The 16,852-nt window shown below is 64.1% G+C and carries 18 protein-coding genes; 13 read left to right on the forward strand and 5 right to left on the reverse strand.

From position 1 onward, the window contains the following. Positions 1 to 129 precede the first annotated feature (129 nt). Positions 130 to 909, reverse strand: coding sequence for a DeoR/GlpR family DNA-binding transcription regulator (locus FAZ97_RS21200; RefSeq protein WP_158760371.1), 780 nt, complete (start codon positions 907 to 909; stop codon positions 130 to 132). 156 nt (positions 910 to 1,065) lie between these two features. On the opposite strand from FAZ97_RS21200, the gene FAZ97_RS21205 reads away from it, so the two are divergent. The 3 genes from FAZ97_RS21205 (at position 1,066) to FAZ97_RS21215 (ending at position 3,751) form a co-directional block, all read left to right on the forward strand. Then, on the forward strand, positions 1,066 to 2,457 hold the full coding sequence (locus FAZ97_RS21205) for a uracil-xanthine permease family protein (protein ID WP_158760372.1): 1,392 nt from the start codon (positions 1,066 to 1,068) through the stop codon (positions 2,455 to 2,457). A gap of 101 nt (positions 2,458 to 2,558) precedes the next feature. After that, positions 2,559 to 3,149: a helix-turn-helix domain-containing protein gene (locus FAZ97_RS21210; RefSeq protein WP_158760373.1), complete on the forward strand. Its 591-nt coding sequence runs from the start codon at positions 2,559 to 2,561 to the stop codon at positions 3,147 to 3,149. Positions 3,150 to 3,202: 53 nt separating this feature from the next. Further along, a complete protein-coding gene (locus FAZ97_RS21215) occupies positions 3,203 to 3,751 on the forward strand; it encodes a GNAT family N-acetyltransferase (RefSeq protein ID WP_158760374.1) in 549 nt (182 codons plus the stop codon). 51 nt (positions 3,752 to 3,802) lie between these two features. Here FAZ97_RS21215 and FAZ97_RS21220 read toward each other — a convergent pair whose 3' ends face one another. After that, positions 3,803 to 4,168, reverse strand: coding sequence for a hypothetical protein (locus tag FAZ97_RS21220; RefSeq protein WP_158760375.1), 366 nt, complete (start codon positions 4,166 to 4,168; stop codon positions 3,803 to 3,805). Between the two features lie 331 nt (positions 4,169 to 4,499). Here FAZ97_RS21220 and FAZ97_RS21225 point away from each other — a divergent pair, with 331 nt between their 5' ends. Continuing rightward, the gene (locus FAZ97_RS21225) at positions 4,500 to 4,769 is read left to right on the forward strand and encodes a hypothetical protein (RefSeq protein WP_158760376.1); all 270 of its coding nucleotides are present in this window, start codon (positions 4,500 to 4,502) and stop codon (positions 4,767 to 4,769) included. Positions 4,770 to 4,853: 84 nt separating this feature from the next. Here FAZ97_RS21225 and FAZ97_RS21230 read toward each other — a convergent pair whose 3' ends face one another. Next, positions 4,854 to 7,139, reverse strand: coding sequence for an NADP-dependent malic enzyme (locus tag FAZ97_RS21230; protein WP_158760377.1), 2,286 nt, complete (start codon positions 7,137 to 7,139; stop codon positions 4,854 to 4,856). A 163-nt stretch (positions 7,140 to 7,302) separates the two neighbouring features. Between FAZ97_RS21230 and FAZ97_RS21235 the strand changes: the two genes are divergently transcribed. Next, positions 7,303 to 8,268 carry a LysR family transcriptional regulator gene (locus tag FAZ97_RS21235; RefSeq protein WP_158760378.1) on the forward strand — a complete coding sequence of 322 codons (966 nt, stop codon included), beginning with the start codon at positions 7,303 to 7,305 and terminating at the stop codon, positions 8,266 to 8,268. Here FAZ97_RS21235 and FAZ97_RS21240 read toward each other — a convergent pair. Both FAZ97_RS21240 and FAZ97_RS21245 read right to left on the reverse strand, forming a co-directional pair. Next, positions 8,241 to 9,050 carry a DinB family protein gene (locus FAZ97_RS21240; RefSeq protein WP_158760379.1) on the reverse strand — a complete coding sequence of 270 codons (810 nt, stop codon included), beginning with the start codon at positions 9,048 to 9,050 and terminating at the stop codon, positions 8,241 to 8,243. The genes FAZ97_RS21235 and FAZ97_RS21240 overlap by 28 nt on opposite strands. Before the next feature lie 139 nt (positions 9,051 to 9,189). Continuing rightward, positions 9,190 to 10,512: an MFS transporter gene (locus FAZ97_RS21245; protein WP_158760380.1), complete on the reverse strand. Its 1,323-nt coding sequence runs from the start codon at positions 10,510 to 10,512 to the stop codon at positions 9,190 to 9,192. Between the two features lie 297 nt (positions 10,513 to 10,809). Here FAZ97_RS21245 and FAZ97_RS21250 point away from each other — a divergent pair, with 297 nt between their 5' ends. The 8 genes from FAZ97_RS21250 to FAZ97_RS21285 all read left to right on the forward strand — a co-directional run bounded on the left by FAZ97_RS21250 (position 10,810) and on the right by FAZ97_RS21285 (position 16,850). Further along, the gene (locus FAZ97_RS21250) at positions 10,810 to 11,553 is read left to right on the forward strand and encodes an IclR family transcriptional regulator (RefSeq protein ID WP_158760381.1); all 744 of its coding nucleotides are present in this window, start codon (positions 10,810 to 10,812) and stop codon (positions 11,551 to 11,553) included. A gap of 63 nt (positions 11,554 to 11,616) precedes the next feature. Next, positions 11,617 to 12,669, forward strand: a complete 1,053-nt coding sequence (locus FAZ97_RS21255) for a cyclase family protein (RefSeq protein ID WP_158760382.1) — start codon at positions 11,617 to 11,619, stop codon at positions 12,667 to 12,669. Positions 12,670 to 12,716: 47 nt separating this feature from the next. Continuing rightward, positions 12,717 to 13,418, forward strand: coding sequence for an SDR family oxidoreductase (locus FAZ97_RS21260; protein WP_158760383.1), 702 nt, complete (start codon positions 12,717 to 12,719; stop codon positions 13,416 to 13,418). A gap of 2 nt (positions 13,419 to 13,420) precedes the next feature. Next, positions 13,421 to 14,389, forward strand: a complete 969-nt coding sequence (locus FAZ97_RS21265) for a 3-hydroxyacyl-CoA dehydrogenase (RefSeq protein WP_158760384.1) — start codon at positions 13,421 to 13,423, stop codon at positions 14,387 to 14,389. 70 nt (positions 14,390 to 14,459) lie between these two features. Beyond that, positions 14,460 to 15,791 (forward strand): short-chain fatty acid transporter, encoded by a 1,332-nt coding sequence (locus tag FAZ97_RS21270; RefSeq protein WP_158760385.1) that lies wholly within the window; start codon positions 14,460 to 14,462, stop codon positions 15,789 to 15,791. 53 nt (positions 15,792 to 15,844) lie between these two features. After that, entirely contained in the window at positions 15,845 to 16,129 is a 285-nt protein-coding gene (gene catC / locus FAZ97_RS21275) for a muconolactone Delta-isomerase (RefSeq protein ID WP_158760386.1), read from the forward strand. Positions 16,130 to 16,141: 12 nt separating this feature from the next. Next, positions 16,142 to 16,438 carry a YciI family protein gene (locus FAZ97_RS21280; RefSeq protein ID WP_158760387.1) on the forward strand — a complete coding sequence of 99 codons (297 nt, stop codon included), beginning with the start codon at positions 16,142 to 16,144 and terminating at the stop codon, positions 16,436 to 16,438. A 235-nt stretch (positions 16,439 to 16,673) separates the two neighbouring features. Next, positions 16,674 to 16,850, forward strand: coding sequence for a DUF1328 family protein (locus tag FAZ97_RS21285; protein ID WP_028203043.1), 177 nt, complete (start codon positions 16,674 to 16,676; stop codon positions 16,848 to 16,850). The last annotated feature ends 2 nt before the right edge of the window (positions 16,851 to 16,852 follow it).

A 16,852-nucleotide genomic window follows, 5' to 3' on the forward strand; every position in this document is an offset into this window, starting at 1 on the left:
GGCGCGAATGAAAATGGGGCGTCGGCGCGGTTGCGCGAGGCTACACGCCGGATTTCGGATCGGAAATTGAGAAAACGCGCGGGTGACGAGCTCGGCGCTCAAACAATGCGCGAATGAAAATCCCGCGGCTTACGCTGCGACGTGAACCTGCGTGCCCGCGGCGAGCACCGCCTCGTTCATTTCCTCAGGCAGCGGCTGGTCGGTAAAGAGCGCGTGAACCTGGCTCAAATGCCCCTGGCGCACGAGTGCCGGGCGGCCGACCTTCGAATGGTCGGCGACGAGGTAGACCGTGCGCGCATGCTCGATGATGGCCTGCGCCACGCGCACCTCGCGCGTGTCGAAGTCGCGCAGCGTGCCGTCGGTTTCGATGGCCGAGGTGCCGATGATCGCGTAATCCACCTTGAACTGGCGGATGAAGTCGATGGTGTGCTCGCCGACGATGCCCTTGTCCCAGGGCCGCACCACGCCGCCGGTAATCATCACTTCGCAGTCGGGATAGCCGCTCATCACGCTCGCCACGTTCAGGTTGTTCGTGACGACGCGCAGCCCCTGATGATGATTGAGCGCGCGCGCGACTTCCTCGGTCGTGGTGCCGAGGTTGATGAAGAGCGACGCCTGATCGGGGATGTGCTGGGCCGCGAGCGCCGCGATACGGCGCTTCTCCTCATGAAACATGTGCTGCCGCGCGCTGTACGAGACGTTTTCCGCGCTCGTGGGCAGGCTCGCGCCGCCGTGATAGCGGCGCAGCAGATTCATGTCGGCGAGCCAGTTCACGTCGCGGCGAATGGTTTGCGGCGTGACGTCGAAATGCGAGGCGAGATCGTCGACCGTGACGAAGCCGTCGCGTTGCACCCATTCGAGCATTTCCTGCTGGCGCGCGTTCAGGGTGAGGCGAGGATCTCGTGTCATTGGCTCGGTTGGCAGGCAAGTGAGGACCGACCTATTGTAAGGGCTTGCCCACCCGATTCAGGAGAAAGCCGATTGATGGGGGTTGGGAACGCGCCCAGGGTTCCCCCTCAGCTTCCGTTAAAATGCTGCGCTTTCTTCGCTCACCCGCCGCTGCCGATGCAATCCGCTCCATCGACCCCACGCGCCGCCACCCACGGCGCCGACGACATTGAAACCACCCACGACCTCGTCTACGGCCCCAACGACCGCCCCGCGCCGACCATCGCCTTCGTGGCCGCGCTCCAGCATCTGCTCGCGATCCTCGTGCCGATCGTCACGCCGGGCCTCCTGATCTGCCAGGCGCTGGGCGTTTCCAGCCGCGACACCACGCTGATCGTCTCGATGTCGCTGGTGATTTCCGGCATCGCCACGTTCCTGCAATGCAAGCGTGTCGGGCCGCTCGGCGCGGGTCTGCTCATCGTCCAGGGCACGAGCTTCAACTTCGTCGGCCCGCTCATCGCGGGCGGCAGCCTCATGGTCAAGCAGGGCACGCCAGTCGAAACCGTGATGGCCGCGATTTTCGGCGTCGTCATCGCCGGCTCGTTCGTCGAAATGGCGGTGTCGCGCATCCTGCCCTTCATCAAGCGCCTCATCACGCCGCTCGTCACCGGCATCGTCGTGCTGCTGATCGGCCTCACGCTCATCAAGGTCGGCCTCATCAGCATGGGCGGCGGCTACGGCGCCATCGCCAAGGGCAACTTCGCGAGCGTCCAGAACCTCACGCTCTCCGGCCTCGTGCTCGGCACCATCATCGTGCTCAACCGCGTGCCCATCGTCTGGGTGCGCAGCACGGCGCTCGTCATCGCGCTCGCCATCGGCTATATCGTTGCGGGCGCAATGGGCCGACTCGACTTCACCGGCGCGCGCGAAGCCGCGCTGTTCCAGATTCCGACCCCGCTGCATTTCGGTCTCGGATTCTCGTGGTCGCTCTTCGTGCCCATGCTGATCATCTACCTCGTCACCTCGCTCGAAGCAATCGGCGACGTCACCGCCACCAGCAAGGTGTCGAAAGAGCCGGTGGAAGGTCCCGTGTGGATGCGGCGCATCAAGGGCGGCGTGCTCGTCAACGGCTTCAATTCGCTGCTCGCCGGTTTCTTCAACACGTTCCCGAGCTCCGTGTTCGCGCAGAACAACGGCGTGATCCAGCTCACCGGCATTGCCAGCCGCCACGTGGGCCTGTGGATCGCAGGCATGCTCGTCGTGCTGGGCCTGTTCCCGCCCGTGGCGGGCGTGCTGCAGGCCGTGCCCGAGCCCGTGCTGGGCGGCGCGGCCATGGTGATGTTCGGCGCGGTGGCCGCTTCGGGCATCAATATCCTCGCGGGCACGCGCCTCGACCGCCGCGCCCTGCTCATCATCGCGGTGTCGCTCGCGCTGGGTCTTGGCGTCTCACAGGTGCCGGAGATCCTGACGAGCCTCCCGCATGCGCTCAAGAATGTGCTGGAGTCGGGCGTCGCGACGGGCGGCATCTGCGCGCTCGTGATGAACTGGTTCCTGCCGGAAAAGCGCTAACCCGCCGGGCGCGCGGCCCCTTTGACGGGCCGTGCGCCTTTTTATTGACCGCGATTTCCAATTTACTGGATAATAACTCCATCATCTTGGAAACGAGTCAAATGGACAGCCCGACCGACGCCGGAATCAACGAGCGCATCGCCCGCTGCGTGCGCGACTTGCGCGCCACACGCGGCTTGACGCTGGACGCGCTGGCCACGCGCAGCGGCGTAAGCCGCTCGATGATCTCGATGATCGAGCGCGGCGCCGCCAGCCCCACGGCCGTGGTGCTCGAAAAGCTCGCGGCGGGGCTTTCTGTCTCGATGGCGAGCCTTTTCGGCGCAAGCGGCGAGAGCACGCCCGCCGAGCCCCTGGTGCGCCGCGAGCAGCAGGCGCAGTGGCGCGATCCGCAATCGGGCTATATGCGCCGCAGCGTGTCACCGCCCAACTGGCCTTCGCCGATCCAGCTGGTCGAAGTGGACTTCCCCGCCGGCGCGCGCGTCGCCTACGAAACGGGCGGCCGCGAGAACGTGATTCACCAGCAGGTCTGGGTGATGGAAGGCACGATCGACGTGGAGCTGGGCAACGAACGGCATTCGCTCCATGCGGGCGACTGCCTCGCCATGCGGCTCGATCGGCCGCTCATCTTCAGCAACCCAGGCTCGCACGCCGCGCACTATGTCGTTGCCATTTGCGACGCAAGCGGTATGTGAACGTGCCCGAAGCACCAGAACTTGCCACCCTGTTTATTTAAAGAGGATTCCCTATGAATTCGAACTCACAGAGCGATAGCGTGCGCTTCATCGATTGCAACGAAGCGGACCACGCGTCGGCGATTCTCGAGATCCTCAACGATGCGATCGTCAATTCAACCGCGCTCTACGACTACAAGCCGCGCCCGCCCGAGGCCATGGCCACGTGGTTCGGCACCAAGCGCGCGAACGGCTTCCCGGTCGTGGGCGCCGTGGACGAAGCCGGGACGCTGCTCGGCTTCGCGAGTTGGGGTACATTCCGCGCGTTTCCCGCCAACAAGTACACGGTCGAACACAGCGTCTACGTGCACCGCGACCAGCGCGGCCGTGGGCTCGGCGAGCGCCTGCTGCTCGAGTTGATCCGCCGCGCCCGTGAGGAACAGATTCACGTGCTCGTGGGCTGCATCGACGCCACCAACGCCGGAAGCATTGCGCTGCATGTCAAGCTGGGATTCACGCACTCGGGCACGATCAAGGAGGCGGGATTCAAGTTCGGACACTGGCTCGATGCCGCTTTCTACCAGCTCAACCTCGAGATGCCCGCCCCGCCCGTGGATGGCTGAAGTTCGCGCGCAAGGCGTGCGCTGAGTGCAACGGGGGATTTCGCGGGTGCTTTAGCGTGCGCTCGACCGGGCCGCAGCTGCAGACATGGCATTGCGGATATGGCGTGCACGCAGCGGCGCGCGGGCTGCGCGCTTCGAGGCGCACGCCGCGCGTGTAGCACGTAGCTTCGCCTGACTGCGGTTACGGGACTCGGCTTCGCGCGTAGCACGCCGCGCTTGTTTGCGCGCGAAGCAATGCACGGCGAGCAGCACGCCGCCTGTTGCCGCAAGCACGGCCACACGAAACGGCGACGACTCGAAGGCGCGTTCCGGCACGTGCAGCAGCAGGATCGATATGAACACGGCGACCTGAATGAGAATCGCCGAGAGCGAAGCAACGAACAGGTACGGGTGCAGGCGATCGGTCGGCGGCTTCATGGGGGCTGCACTCCAGAAAGTTGCGCGGACAACGATATCCAGTCTGGCTGGTTCCACGCTACGCCTGGCGAGTGTCACGCGCATGGCAGCGCGCGACGCCGGGCGGAATTATGAGATCGTGCCTGCTCCAAGCTGAAGAGAACCTTAAGGAAAGGCGCTTGCGATTACGCTTTTTTCTTCGGAAGATAATCCTTTGCTTACCTTACTAACCAGCGCCTTTCATCGCCTTTCGACTTGCCGATTGCTTCCGGTTCGTTCGGCGCTCACGTAAGGTTGACTTAAGCTCGCGTGCCGTACCCTTGCGTGCTGTAATCCGCACGGCAATGCAGTCATGAATCGCACTTATGAATATCGCGGCTACGCCATCCGCGTTGGCGTCGAAGCGAATGGCACCGTCCCGCTCGAGCGCCCGGAAATCGAACGTCCGCGCTATGCGGCCGTGGTGAGCATCGCGGCCAACGACAAGGGCACGTCGCCCTCGCCCCTGAAAATCGAGAACGCCGCCGGCCTGCCCTTCGGCTCCGATATCGACGCCTTGATGGGCGGCTACAGCGCGGCCTGCCGCCTGATCGACGAACAGTTAGCCGAGACCGCGGCCTGACCCGCCAAAGAAAAAAACGCGCGGTGGCTTCGAGCCATCGCGCGTTTTTCATCAGGACGCATCGCGTGCGCCCTTTGTCTACGCTCAGTCGCGGTTCGCCTGCAACACGGTCAGCGCGGCCATGTTGATGATGCGTCGCACCGTCGAGCTCGACGTCAGCACGTTCACCGGCGCATTCACGCCCAGCAGGAACGGGCCGACCGCCACGTTGCTGCCCGCACCCGTCTTGAGCAGGTTGTAGGCGATGTTGCCCGAGTCCACGTTCGGGCACACGAGCAGGTTCGCCGCGCCCTTGAGCTTCGAATGCGGCAGGATGCGCAGGCGCAGTGCTTCGTCCAGCGCGCAGTCGCCGTGCATTTCCCCGTCGATTTCCAGATCGGGATTCTTCTCGGTCACCAGCTTGAGCACTTCGCGCATCTTCGTGCCCGAAGCCGAGCTGCCCGAACCGAAGTTCGAACGCGAGAGCAGCGCGACCTTCGGCTGCAGATTCAGCCATTCCATCTGGCGCGCAGCCGCCAGCGTGAATTCGGCGATCTGCTCGGCGTTCGGGTTGTCGTTCACGTGCGTGTCGACGATCGCGACCGTCCGCTTGTCGAGCAGCAGAATGTTCATCGCCGCGTAGGTCTTCGCGTTCGGATGCATGCCGATCGCTTCGTCGACAAAGCGCAGATGGTCGTGGTACGCGCCCACCGTGCCGCACACCATGCCGTCCGCGTCGCCGAGGCGCACCATCATCGCGCCGATCAGCGTGAGGCGGCGGCGCATTTCCACGCGCGCCATTTCCTTCGAAATGCCGTCGCGGCAGCGCAGTTCCCAATAGGTCGTCCAGTACTGGTGGAAGCGCTCGTCGTACTCGGGGTTCGTGACTTCCACGTCTTCGCCGAGCTTCAGGCGCAGGCCGAACTTCTCGATGCGAGCGAGCAGCACCTCCGGGCGGCCGATCAGGATCGGACGCGCGAGCTTCTCGTCGACGATCACCTGCACCGCGCGCAGCACGCGCTCTTCCTCGCCTTCGGCGAACACGATGCGCGACTTGCCGCCATCACGCACGAACTGCTTCGCGGCCGCGAAAATCGGCTTCATGAACGCGCCCGAGTGATACACGAACTGCTGCAGCTCGTTCGTGTAGGCGCCAAAGTCGTCGATGGGACGCGTGGCCACGCCGTCTTCCATTGCCGCCTTCGCCACGGCCGGCGCGATACGCACGATCAGGCGCGAATCGAACGGCTTCGGAATCAGGTACTTCGGGCCGAAGCGCAGATCATAGGCCCCGTAAGCCGCGGCCACCGAGTCGTTCAGCTCTTCTTCCGCGAGCTTGGCGATCGCGTGCACTGCCGCAATTTCCATGTTGCGCGTGATGGTCGTTGCGCCCACATCGAGTGCGCCGCGGAAGATGTACGGGAAGCACAGCACGTTGTTGACCTGGTTCGGGAAGTCCGAACGGCCCGTGGCGATCACCGCGTCCGGGCGCGCTTCGAGCGCGACCTCGGGGAAGATTTCCGGCGTGGGGTTGGCCAGCGCGAGAATCAGCGGCTTGTCGGCCATCTTCTTGACCATGTCCGCCTTGAGCACGCCGCCAGCGGAAAGGCCGAGGAACACGTCGGCGCCTTCGATCACGTCGGAAAGCGAGCGCGCGGAGGTGTCCTGCGCGAAGCGTTCCTTGTCCGGGTCCATGAGCGTCGTGCGGCCCTGGTAGACCACGCCGTCGATATCGGTCACCCAGATGTTCTTGAGCGGCAGGCCGAGATCGACCATGAGGTCCAGGCACGCCAGCGCCGCCGCGCCCGCGCCCGAAGTCACGACCTTGACCTTCGTAATGTCCTTGCCGATCACTTTCAGGCCGTTCATGAACGCGGCCGAAACGGTGATGGCGGTGCCGTGCTGATCGTCGTGGAAGACCGGAATCTTCATGCGCTCGCGCAGCTTGCGCTCGACCGTGAAGCAGTCGGGAGCCTTGATGTCTTCCAGATTGATGCCGCCGAACGTGGCTTCGAGGCTCGCGATGATGTCCACGAGCTTGTCCGGATCGCTTTCGGTCACTTCGATATCGAACACGTCGATGCCGGCGAACTTCTTGAACAGCACCGCCTTGCCTTCCATGACCGGCTTGGAGGCCAGCGCGCCGATGTTGCCGAGACCGAGCACGGCCGTACCGTTCGTGATCACGCCCACCAGATTGCCGCGAGCGGTGTAGCGGAACGAGTTCTGCGGATCGGCGACAATCTCCTCGCAGGCCACGGCCACGCCCGGCGTATAGGCGAGCGCGAGGTCGCGCTGGGTGACGAGCGGCTTGCTGGCCGTCACCGAGATCTTGCCCGGGGTGGGAAATTCGTGATATTCCAGAGCGGCCTGACGATCGGTCTTGTTCATGTTCCTCACTCGATATGGATGGGGCCTGGCTCGCGCTCGCCAACCTGGATCGAGGCTGGCGCGGCCTGGCGTGTTCGAATGAGGCGATTCTAGAGAGCCCTCATAACGTGTCCATTTTGATTTAGTATGGGGCCATCATTTTTTCGTAATACCCTGGGGAATCGTGTCTTTCAGTATTGACGACGTGACGAGGCGGTTGAATACGCGCCTGAAAATGCGCCATCTGGTCCTGCTCCTGCAGATCCGCCAGCACGGCTCGCTCACGCGCGTGGCGGAACACATGGCGACGAGCCAGCCCGCCGTCACCAATGCGCTGGCCGAAATGGAGAGCATGTTCGGCGCGCCGCTCTTCGATCGCACGCCGCGCGGCATGACGCCCACGGCGCTCGGCAACGTGGTGCTCGCGCGCGCCCAGGCCATGCTGCACGACCTCGACCACCTCGCCCGCGATATCGAAGCGGTGGTGGCCGGGCACGCCACGCGCGTGCACGTGGGCGTGATTCCGTTCGTCTCGGGGCGCACACTTGCCGCCGCCATTCGCCTCACGCAGTCGCGGCTGCCGCAACGCGTCACCATGACGATTCACGAAGGCACGAGCGACGCGCTGCTGCCGCAGCTTCGCGACCATACGCTCGATATCGTGATCGGCCGCGCGTCTTCGGCTGTCGATGTCTCGCAGTTGCGCTTCGAGGTGCTGCATCAGCAAAAGCCGCGGCTCATCGCGAGCCGGCGGCTCGCGGCACGGCTTGCGCGCGGCAAGCTCGATTGGGAAAAGCTGGTCGAACTCGACTGGATACTGGGCGCGCCGCACACGCCCATCCGCGAGCAGATTTCCGACCTCTTCCTGCACGCGGGCGTGGCCCCGCCCGTGCCGATCGTGGAGAGCTACACGTCGCGGCTGATCGGCGAGATGATCAGCACGAACGAAAACGCCGTGTCGATCGTGCCCGCCGATATTGCCGAGGAACTCGTGCACTTCGCGGGCGTGGCCATCGTGCCGTACACGCTCGACTGGACGCTGCCGCCGGTCGCCATGTTCACACGCGCGGGCGTGCTGCGCGATGTCGATGCCACCTTTGGGCAGTCGCTGCGCGAGTTGTATCAGGAGGCGGAGAAAGCGCGGGGATGAGCCTTTTCCTGTAGCTCGCTTTCGAGTTCCTCCAGTTCCAGACCGTGCGTGCGGTCGTGGTCTAGCAGTTCGCGCACGAGTTCTTCCAGCGTCATGCGCCGCACGCCGTCGCGCAGCCCGCAGCGCAGCCGCTGTTCAGGCGTGAGGCGCTTGAGCGAGGCGCAAAGACGGGCTCGCCCTTCGCTGAATTCGCCCATTGCGGCGACGAGATCCTGGCGCAGATAGTCGCGCTCCTCGGCAAGCGCCGTGCCGTTCACCGATGCGATTTCCGGTAGCTGGGCCTTGCGCACGATGCTGAATCGCTCGGCGAAAATGGCGTCGAGATCGCGCAAGTGGCATGCATGTTCGAGCAGCGAAAAGCCCGTACCGCCTGGCCGGCGCGACCACAGGTTCATGGGCACGCGCTTGACGAGCGCCGCAAAGCGCTCCGGCATGGTTGCGAGCGCTTCGACCACCGCTTCGAACGGCAAGACGACCGGCTGCGCGCTGAACACCGCGCCATAGCTGAACAGCGCCCCGCTCACACGGCCGCGCGCCTGCGCGACTTCGTGGCCGTGGCGGCGCATCACCTCCGCCACCAGCGCACCGCAGTACTGGCGCGCAGTGGTGTCCTCGCCGATTTCCGGAAACTTCTGCGCGATTTCCTCGGCCACCGCTGCGATCGCCGCCACGCCTACGCGCGAAAGCACCGCATATTCAGCATAGCGCCCAGGCGCGTCGATCAACGCTTCCAGCTGGCTGGCGAGCGGGGTTGCCTTGAAACGGTCGAAGCGTGAATGCACATTGCCTCCTAATAGCCCGAATTGTAACGTATCAAAATGATACGTTACGAAACGCGACAAGGCAATGGATCAAACGCAAACGGGGCGCAGACTCAATCGCCCGCGCCCCGTCTGCCACGCATCACAGGTATTCAGCCGATCAAACCCGCGCCGTCACCGCCTGCTGCGCCTCCAGCGTGCCTTCGCCCTGCATGCGCGTCACCAGCATAAGCGCGCAAACCAGCGTGATGAGCACATGCACCACCCCCAACGCCACCACCGAAAGAATGCTGCCCGTGGCGCTCAACAGGTACTGGCCGAGAATCGGCGTCGTGCCCGCGAACACCATGCCGCAAATCTGATAGGCGAGCGAAATGCCGGTGTAGCGCACCTGCGCGGGGAAAGCCTTCGCCAGCATGCCCGCCATGGCCGCGTAGTAGAGCGAATGCGGAATCGAGGCGAGCGCCATGCCGATCATCGCGAGCTTGGTCGACCCGGTGGCGATCATCGAGAACATCAGGGGCAGCGCAACGATCTCGGGCACGAGCATGTAGATAATGGCCTTCTTCAGGTCCATCTTCGTGGCGAGCACCGCGCCGAATGGCTGCACGATCAACTGCACGACAATCGCGAACGTGATGACGCTCAGGAACTGCGTGCGGTCGAAGCCGATCGAGGTGACGGCCCACGAAAGCGCGAACGTCGTCTTGAAGTACGTGGCCGAAAGCGCGATCACGCAGGCGCCCACGCCCATCGCCACGAGCCCCTTGTGATGGCGCAGCACTTCGGCGATCGGCAACTTCGCCACCTTGTTCTTCGCCTGCAACTCCTTCATGGCGGGCGACTCGTCCACGCTCATGCGGATAAAGAGGCCCACGGCCACCAGCGCCGCCGACATCAGAAACGGCACACGCCAGCCCCACGTCATGAACTGGTGATCGGGCAGCATGGAGATCACGAGGAACGCGACCGTGGCGAGCAAATTGCCCGCGGGCGAGCCCTGCTGCGCGAACGCCGAATAGAAAATTTCCTTGCCCTTGGGCGCATGTTCCGAGGAAAGCACGACCGCGCCGCCCCACTCGCCGCCCATGGCAATGCCCTGTGTGAGGCGCAGCAGGATCAGCAGCACCGGCGCGAGCACGCCCACCTGGTTGTACGTCGGCAAAAGGCCCATGAGCGTGGTGCAGCCGCCCATCAGCATGAGCGTGACGATCAGCGTTTTCTTGCGGCCCACCTTATCGCCGAGGTGGCCGAACACGATGCCGCCAATCGGGCGCGCGAGAAAGCCGACCCAGAACGAGGCGAAGGCGGCCAGCGTGCCGATCAGCGCATTCGTCGTGGGGAAAAAGAGCTTGCCGAGCACGAGCGCGGCCGCGGTGCTGTACGCGTAAAAGTCGTACCACTCGATCGTCGTGCCGACGAACGAAGCGATGCCCGCCTTGCGAGCCTGGCGATGTTGGGTGTCGAGGGAGGTTGCTGCCAAGAGACGTCTCCAGATTTCGATTTCGAGCGGCGGTTTCCAAAGTCCAAAGCGAAACGCGCCATTTCCCAGGCTTTTTCGATTCGAAAGTGGCTTGCGATCATGTTCGCTCTACGAACCACCTTTCATTTATCGAACAAAGCGCCAGAAGGTGCGGACTATGAAACGGTCGTTCACTAGCGTCAACCAAGGGATAACCCTTGTCTCGGCCGCCGCCCGAGTGGGCCGCGATTACGGCGATTTAGGTGTTTACCCGTAATCGTATTGTCAGCTTGTTATCGGTATGCCGATAATGCTCTCATGGATGTGAAAACTGCAGTCCGCGTCTTCGACGTGATCAACCTCTTTGCCGAAGTCCGGCAGCCGATGATCTACAGCGAAATTGCGCGTCGAACCGAGATCCCGCTATCGAGCTGCCACGCGCTGTTGCAGACGATGGTGGCCAAAGGCTATCTGTACGCGCCGGGCGTGAAGGCGGGCTACTACCCGACGCAGCGTCTGCTGCACGTGGCGCGCGACATCTGCAGCGAGGACCCGCTCACGCTGATGTTCCAGCCGCTGCTTTCCGCGTTGCGCGACGCCACCGGCGAAACCGCCGCGCTCGCCACGCTCGCGGGCAACCGCGTGGTCTACCTCGACGTGATGGAGTCGCGCCAGAAGATCCGCTATAGCGACGAGCCGGGCGGCTTCATGACCATTGCAAGCGCTGCGGGCAAGGCGCTGCTCGGCGCGCTCGCCCCGGCTGCGCGCCGCAAACTGCTCGACAGCGTCGAGCCGCAGTTGCACTCGGCCAGTGGCGCGGTGATCGACCGTGCCGCGTTCGAGCGCGATGTCGACCAGGGCGTGACGGACGGCTGGCATCGCTCGACGGGCGAGAGCGTGGAGGACGTAGCCGGTCTCGCGCGCGGTTTCCTGATTCACGGCGAGGCGTTTGCGCTCGTCATCGGCGCGCCGAAGGCGCGCCTTCTGAACAACGAGCAGAACGCCGTCAAGGCGCTGCTCGAGGTGTACGCGCAAATCCCGCCGTCGCTTCTCGCTGCCTGAGAGACCTCGGGCACTCGATGTGGCGCCGTGCGAGCGCGGAAATCCCGCAGTGGAGGTCAAAGCATGCGTTGGAAAAACCGGCCGGAAGGCTCGAACTGGGGTGACTTCGGTCCAGACGACCAACTGGGACGCCCCAATCTCATCGGCACCGAGCAGGTGCTCAAGGGCGCGCAGGAAATTCGAGCGGGCCTCACATTCACGCTCTCGCTGCCGCTCGACTTTCCCGGCGACAGCAAGCTCAATGTGCGACGCCATCCGCCGGTGCTTCGTCCCACCTTCCGCGACGGCCTGCCCTATGTGAACTTCCCGTTCGCGCGGAACGTTGCGGGCGCAACCGACGTGGTGAGCGACGATCAGGTGCTACTCTCGCTGCAATACTCCACGCAGTGGGACTCGCTCGCCCATGTGGGCGCGCGCTTCGACGCGAACGGCGATGGCGTGACGGAAAGCGTCTATTACAACGGCTATCGCGCGAACGTGGACGTGGTCGGCCCGATGGAATATCGCGCGGAAGACAATTTCGCGCCCCACGCGTGCGGCGGCGAGCATAGCCATGCCGACGTGCTCGGCGTCGAGCATCTTGCCGTGAAGGGCATGCAAGGCCGCGGCGTGCTGATCGATTTCGCCGCGCATTTTGGCCGCGAATTTCGCACCGTGGGCTACGACGATTTGATGCGTGTGATCGAGGCCGACGGCGTGGAAGTCGAGCGCGGCGACATGCTCGTGCTGCGCACCGGCTTCGCGGAGATGGTGCTCGAAATGAACCGCCAGCCCGACGAAGCCGTGTTGTCGAGCCACTGCAGCGCACTCGACGGACGCGACGAACGCCTGCTGCAATGGATTACCGACTCGGGCATCGCCGCGCTCGCCGCCGACAACTACGCGGTCGAACGTTACCCCGCGCGCGCGCCCACCGCGCCGGGCGACCACCCGCTCATGCCGCTGCATCACCACTGCCTCTTCAAGCTCGGCCTGCCGCTGGGCGAGCTTTGGTATTTGCGCGATCTCGCCTTGTGGCTGCGCGAACACGGGCGCTCGCGTTTCATGCTCACCGCGCCGCCGCTGCGGCTCCCGGGTGCGATGGGGTCGCCCGTCACCCCGGTCGCTACGGTTTGATGAACTAATTCGCAATCCTTTGTTTTAGACGAATTCCCGAGAAAAACATGGCTAAAGAAAGAGTCCTGATTACCGGCGGGGCCGCCGGCATCGGCGCCGCGTGCGCCGCGCGCTGCGAGGCCGACGGTTACGAAGCCGTCGTTATCGACCGCGTGGGCGACGGCATCATCGCCGACCTCTCCGATATCCAGGCGACGGCAGCCGCGCTCGTGCGCGCGCTGGAGGGCGGCCCGATCACGCGCCTCATCAACAACGTGGGCGTAGTCGTGCCCAACGACGCCGAGCGCCAGACGCTCGAAGAACTCGAACGCGCATGGGCGCTCAACGTGCGCTGCGCCCAGCAGTGCATGCAGGCGCTGTTGCCCGGCATGAAGGCCGCGGGCTTTGGGCGCATCGTCAACATGTCGTCGCGCGCCGCGCTCGGCAAAGAGTTGCGCACAGCTTATTCGGCCACCAAGGCCGCCTTGATCGGCATGACGCGCGTGTGGGCACTCGAACTGGGCGCGTTCGGCGTGACCGCGAACGCCATTGGCCCAGGCCCCATCCGCACCGAACTGTTCGACCGCGCCAATCCTCCCGGCGCGCCGCGCACCGAGGCGATCATCAATGCCGTCCCTGTGAAGCGCGTCGGCACACCCGACGATGTCGCGCATGCGGCTTCGTATCTGCTCGATGCGCGCAGCGGCTTCGTGACCGGCCAGGTGCTCTACGTGTGCGGCGGCATGACCGTCGGCGTCGCGGGAGTTTGACGATGGCGGCCCCAGATACGCCCACGCTGCGCAGCGCTGGCATTGTCGGCGCGGGCAGCATTGGCGTGGCGTTCGCGATTTGCTTCGCGAGGGCCGGCTGGCGCGTGCGTCTCTACGATCCCGACGCTGCGCGCCGCGCCGCCGCGCCTGGTGAGATCGCATTGCGCCTCGGCGATCTCACGCAATACGCCCTGCTCGACGAAAGCGCGAGCGAGATCGCCGCGCGCGTAGCGATCGTCGATACGCTCGAAGCCGCTGTGGCCGAGGCCGATCTCGTGCAGGAATGCGCGCCCGAGCGCGCCGAACTCAAGCGCGAGATCTTCGCGCAACTCGATCGCGTGGCGTCTCCCGAAGCCATACTCGCGAGCGCTTCGTCGTTTCTCGCGGCTTCGAAATTCGTGGACGAAACGCTACCAGGGCGCGCGCGCTGCCTCGTCGCCCATCCCGGCAACCCGCCCTATCTCGTGCCCGTGATCGAAGTCGTGCCAGCGCCCTTCACGTCCGAAGCCGTGGCAGCACGCGCCATCGCACTCTACGCCGAAGCGGGCATGAAGCCCGTACGCGTGAAGCACGAAGTGGAAGGCTTCATCTTCAACCGCCTGCAGGGCGCCGTGCTGCGCGAAGCGTATTGCCTCGTGCGCGACGGCGTGGCGTCGGTGGAAGACATCGACACCGTGATGCGCGAAGGCCTCGGCCCGCGCTGGTCGGTGATCGGCCCGTTCGAGACCGTCGACCTGAACACGCGCGGCGGCATCGCCTCGCATGCGCAGAAGATGGGCCCGTCGTACGCACGCATGGGCGCCGAACGCGGCCAGCATGACCCGTGGACGCCTGAACTCGTCGCGCAGGTCGAGGCCGCAAGACGCGCGGCGCTGCCGCTCGATCAATGGGACGAGCGTGTGGGCTGGCGCGACCGTCAGCTCATGCATCTCGCCCGCCATCGCAAGACCCGAAGCCACGACGACTCATAAGCGCCGCGAACGCACGCGCGGAGAGCCGAAGAGACCCGACAACTATTACGATTCAGACAGAGACACTTCCATGCAGAAAGTCACCGCTTTCTTTACCGAGCTGATGCGCCGGTATTTGCCCGATCCCTTCGTGTTCGCGATCGGCCTTACGCTGCTGACGATGGCGCTTGCCGTGATCGTGCAAGGGCAAGCCGTCACGGCCCTGACCACGAGCTGGGGCAAGGGCTTCTGGGCGCTGCTCGCGTTCACCACGCAAATGGCGGTGATTCTCGCAATGGGCTACGTGCTCGCCACCGCGCCGCTCACCGACCGCTTCCTGAACCGCGTGGTCGCGCGCGTGAACGATCCGCGTATGGCGATCATCGTCGCGACGCTCGTGGGCGGCATCGGCAGCTATCTGAACTGGGGCTTCGGCCTCGTGGTCGGCGGCATCGTCGCGCGCAAACTCGCGATGCGCGTGAAAGGCGTGCACTATCCGCTCATCATCGCCTCGGCCTATAGCGGCTTTACGCTCTACGGCCTCGGGCTTTCGGCGAGCATTCCTGTGCTGATCTCCACGAAGGGGCATCCGCTCGAAGCGCAGATGGGCGTCATTCCGCTCTCCGAAACGATTTTCTCGCCCACCATGCTCATCACGAGCCTCGTGACCATTATCACGCTGCCGCTCCTGAACGCATGGCTGCACCCGAAGCCCGGTCAGCCGATCAAGGAGATCGACCGCGACCAGGAAGAAAAACAGCAGAAGGCCGCCGCGCTCGGCGTGGATCTCGACGAAGGCAACACGCTCGCCAACCGCCTGAATAACAGCCGCATTCTGAGCTATGTCATCGGCCTGATCGGCATGGGCTATGTCGCGCTGCACTTCGTGCAAGGCGGCTCGATCGACCTGAACCTCATCAACTTCTTCATTCTGTTCCTCGGCATCCTGCTGCTCGGCACGCCGATCCGCTATGTGGAGAAGCTCAACGAAGGCATTCGCACGATTAGCGGCATCATCCTGCAGTACCCGTTCTACGCCGGCATCATGGCGATCATGGCGTCTTCGGGTCTCGTGAATACGTTTTCCGAAGCATTCGTGAAGGTCGCCACGCCGGGCACGCTGCCGTTCTGGGGATTGATCAGCTCGTTCGTCATCAACTTCTTCGCGCCTTCGGGCGGCGGCCACTGGGTCATTCAGGGACCGTTCATGATCGAAGCCGCGAAGACGATCGGCGCCTCCGTCGGCCATACGTCGACGGCCGTGATGCTCGGCAACGCATGGAACGACCTCGTGCAGCCGTTCTGGATCTTGCCGGCCCTCGCGCTCTCGAAGCTCAAACTCAAGGACATCATGGGCTACACGGTCATCATGATGTTCTGGATCGGTATCGTTTATTCGGTTGCGATCCTCGCCTGGGGCTGACGGGACCCGATACGCTCCCTCCCCTGAACCCCTACCCTTAACGGAGACCATTCATGCTGTATCTCGTGCACATGCAGGTGCAGATTCCCCACGGCACCGACGCCGCCTTCGCCGACGCACTGAAGGCCGAAGAAAAGGCGTTTTCGCAAAAGCTGCAACGAGAAGGCAAATGGCGCCATCTGTGGCGCGTGGCCGGCGAATACGCGAATTACAGCGTGTTCGATGTCGAATCGAACGACGAACTCCATACGCTGCTTTCCGCGCTGCCGCTTTTCCCGTTCATGAAAATCAGCGTGACGCCGCTCGCCCAGCACCCGTCGGCCATCGTGCCCAATTAAGAGGAACGCGCCATGCCCTTTCTCATCGAAACGTTCGACAAGCCCGGCCACGCCGAGGTGCGTTCGCGCGAGCGCGATGCGCATCTGCAATTTCTCGCGCAAAACAAGGCGCTGTTGCTCGCCTGCGGCGCGAAGCTCAACGACGACGGCAGCAGCGCAGGCGGCGGCATCTATATCGTCGACCTCGAAACGCGCGAGGAAGCGGAGCACTTCATCGCGCAGGATCCGTTCACCCATGTCGGACTGTTCGAGAGCGTGAAGATCGTCCGCTGGCGCAAGGCCTATATCGACGGCACCTCCTACCTGTAAGCGCGACGCACAAGCGCTTTGCGAACGTTCGGTTCGCTATCGACCCTCGACGGCGCTGTGCTCCCCTGTGCGGCGCCGTTTTTTGGCCCGGCGTGCCTCCACACGCCGGGCCGTTTTTCATTCCCTCAGCCATGCTCGCCCGGCCGGGCACATCGATTGCTGAGCAGGTGCGCCGTTAGTCCATCAAGCAGCGCAGCCCATGCGGCCGCGCCTTCACGCGAGGAGGAAATCGACCATGCTCAAGATGGCCCTGTTCTTTGCCGTGATCGCCGTAATCGCGGCCCTGTTTGGCTTCACGGGTATTGCGGCCGGCGCGGCCGCGATTGCGAAGATCCTGTTCTTTATTTTCGTGGTGTTGTGTGTGGTCTTCCTCGTGATCGCGCTCGTGGTCACGAAGAAAATCGTCGATTGACC

The organism is Paraburkholderia acidiphila (assembly GCF_009789655.1).
GTDB classification, from domain to species: Bacteria; Pseudomonadota; Gammaproteobacteria; order Burkholderiales; family Burkholderiaceae; genus Paraburkholderia; species Paraburkholderia acidiphila.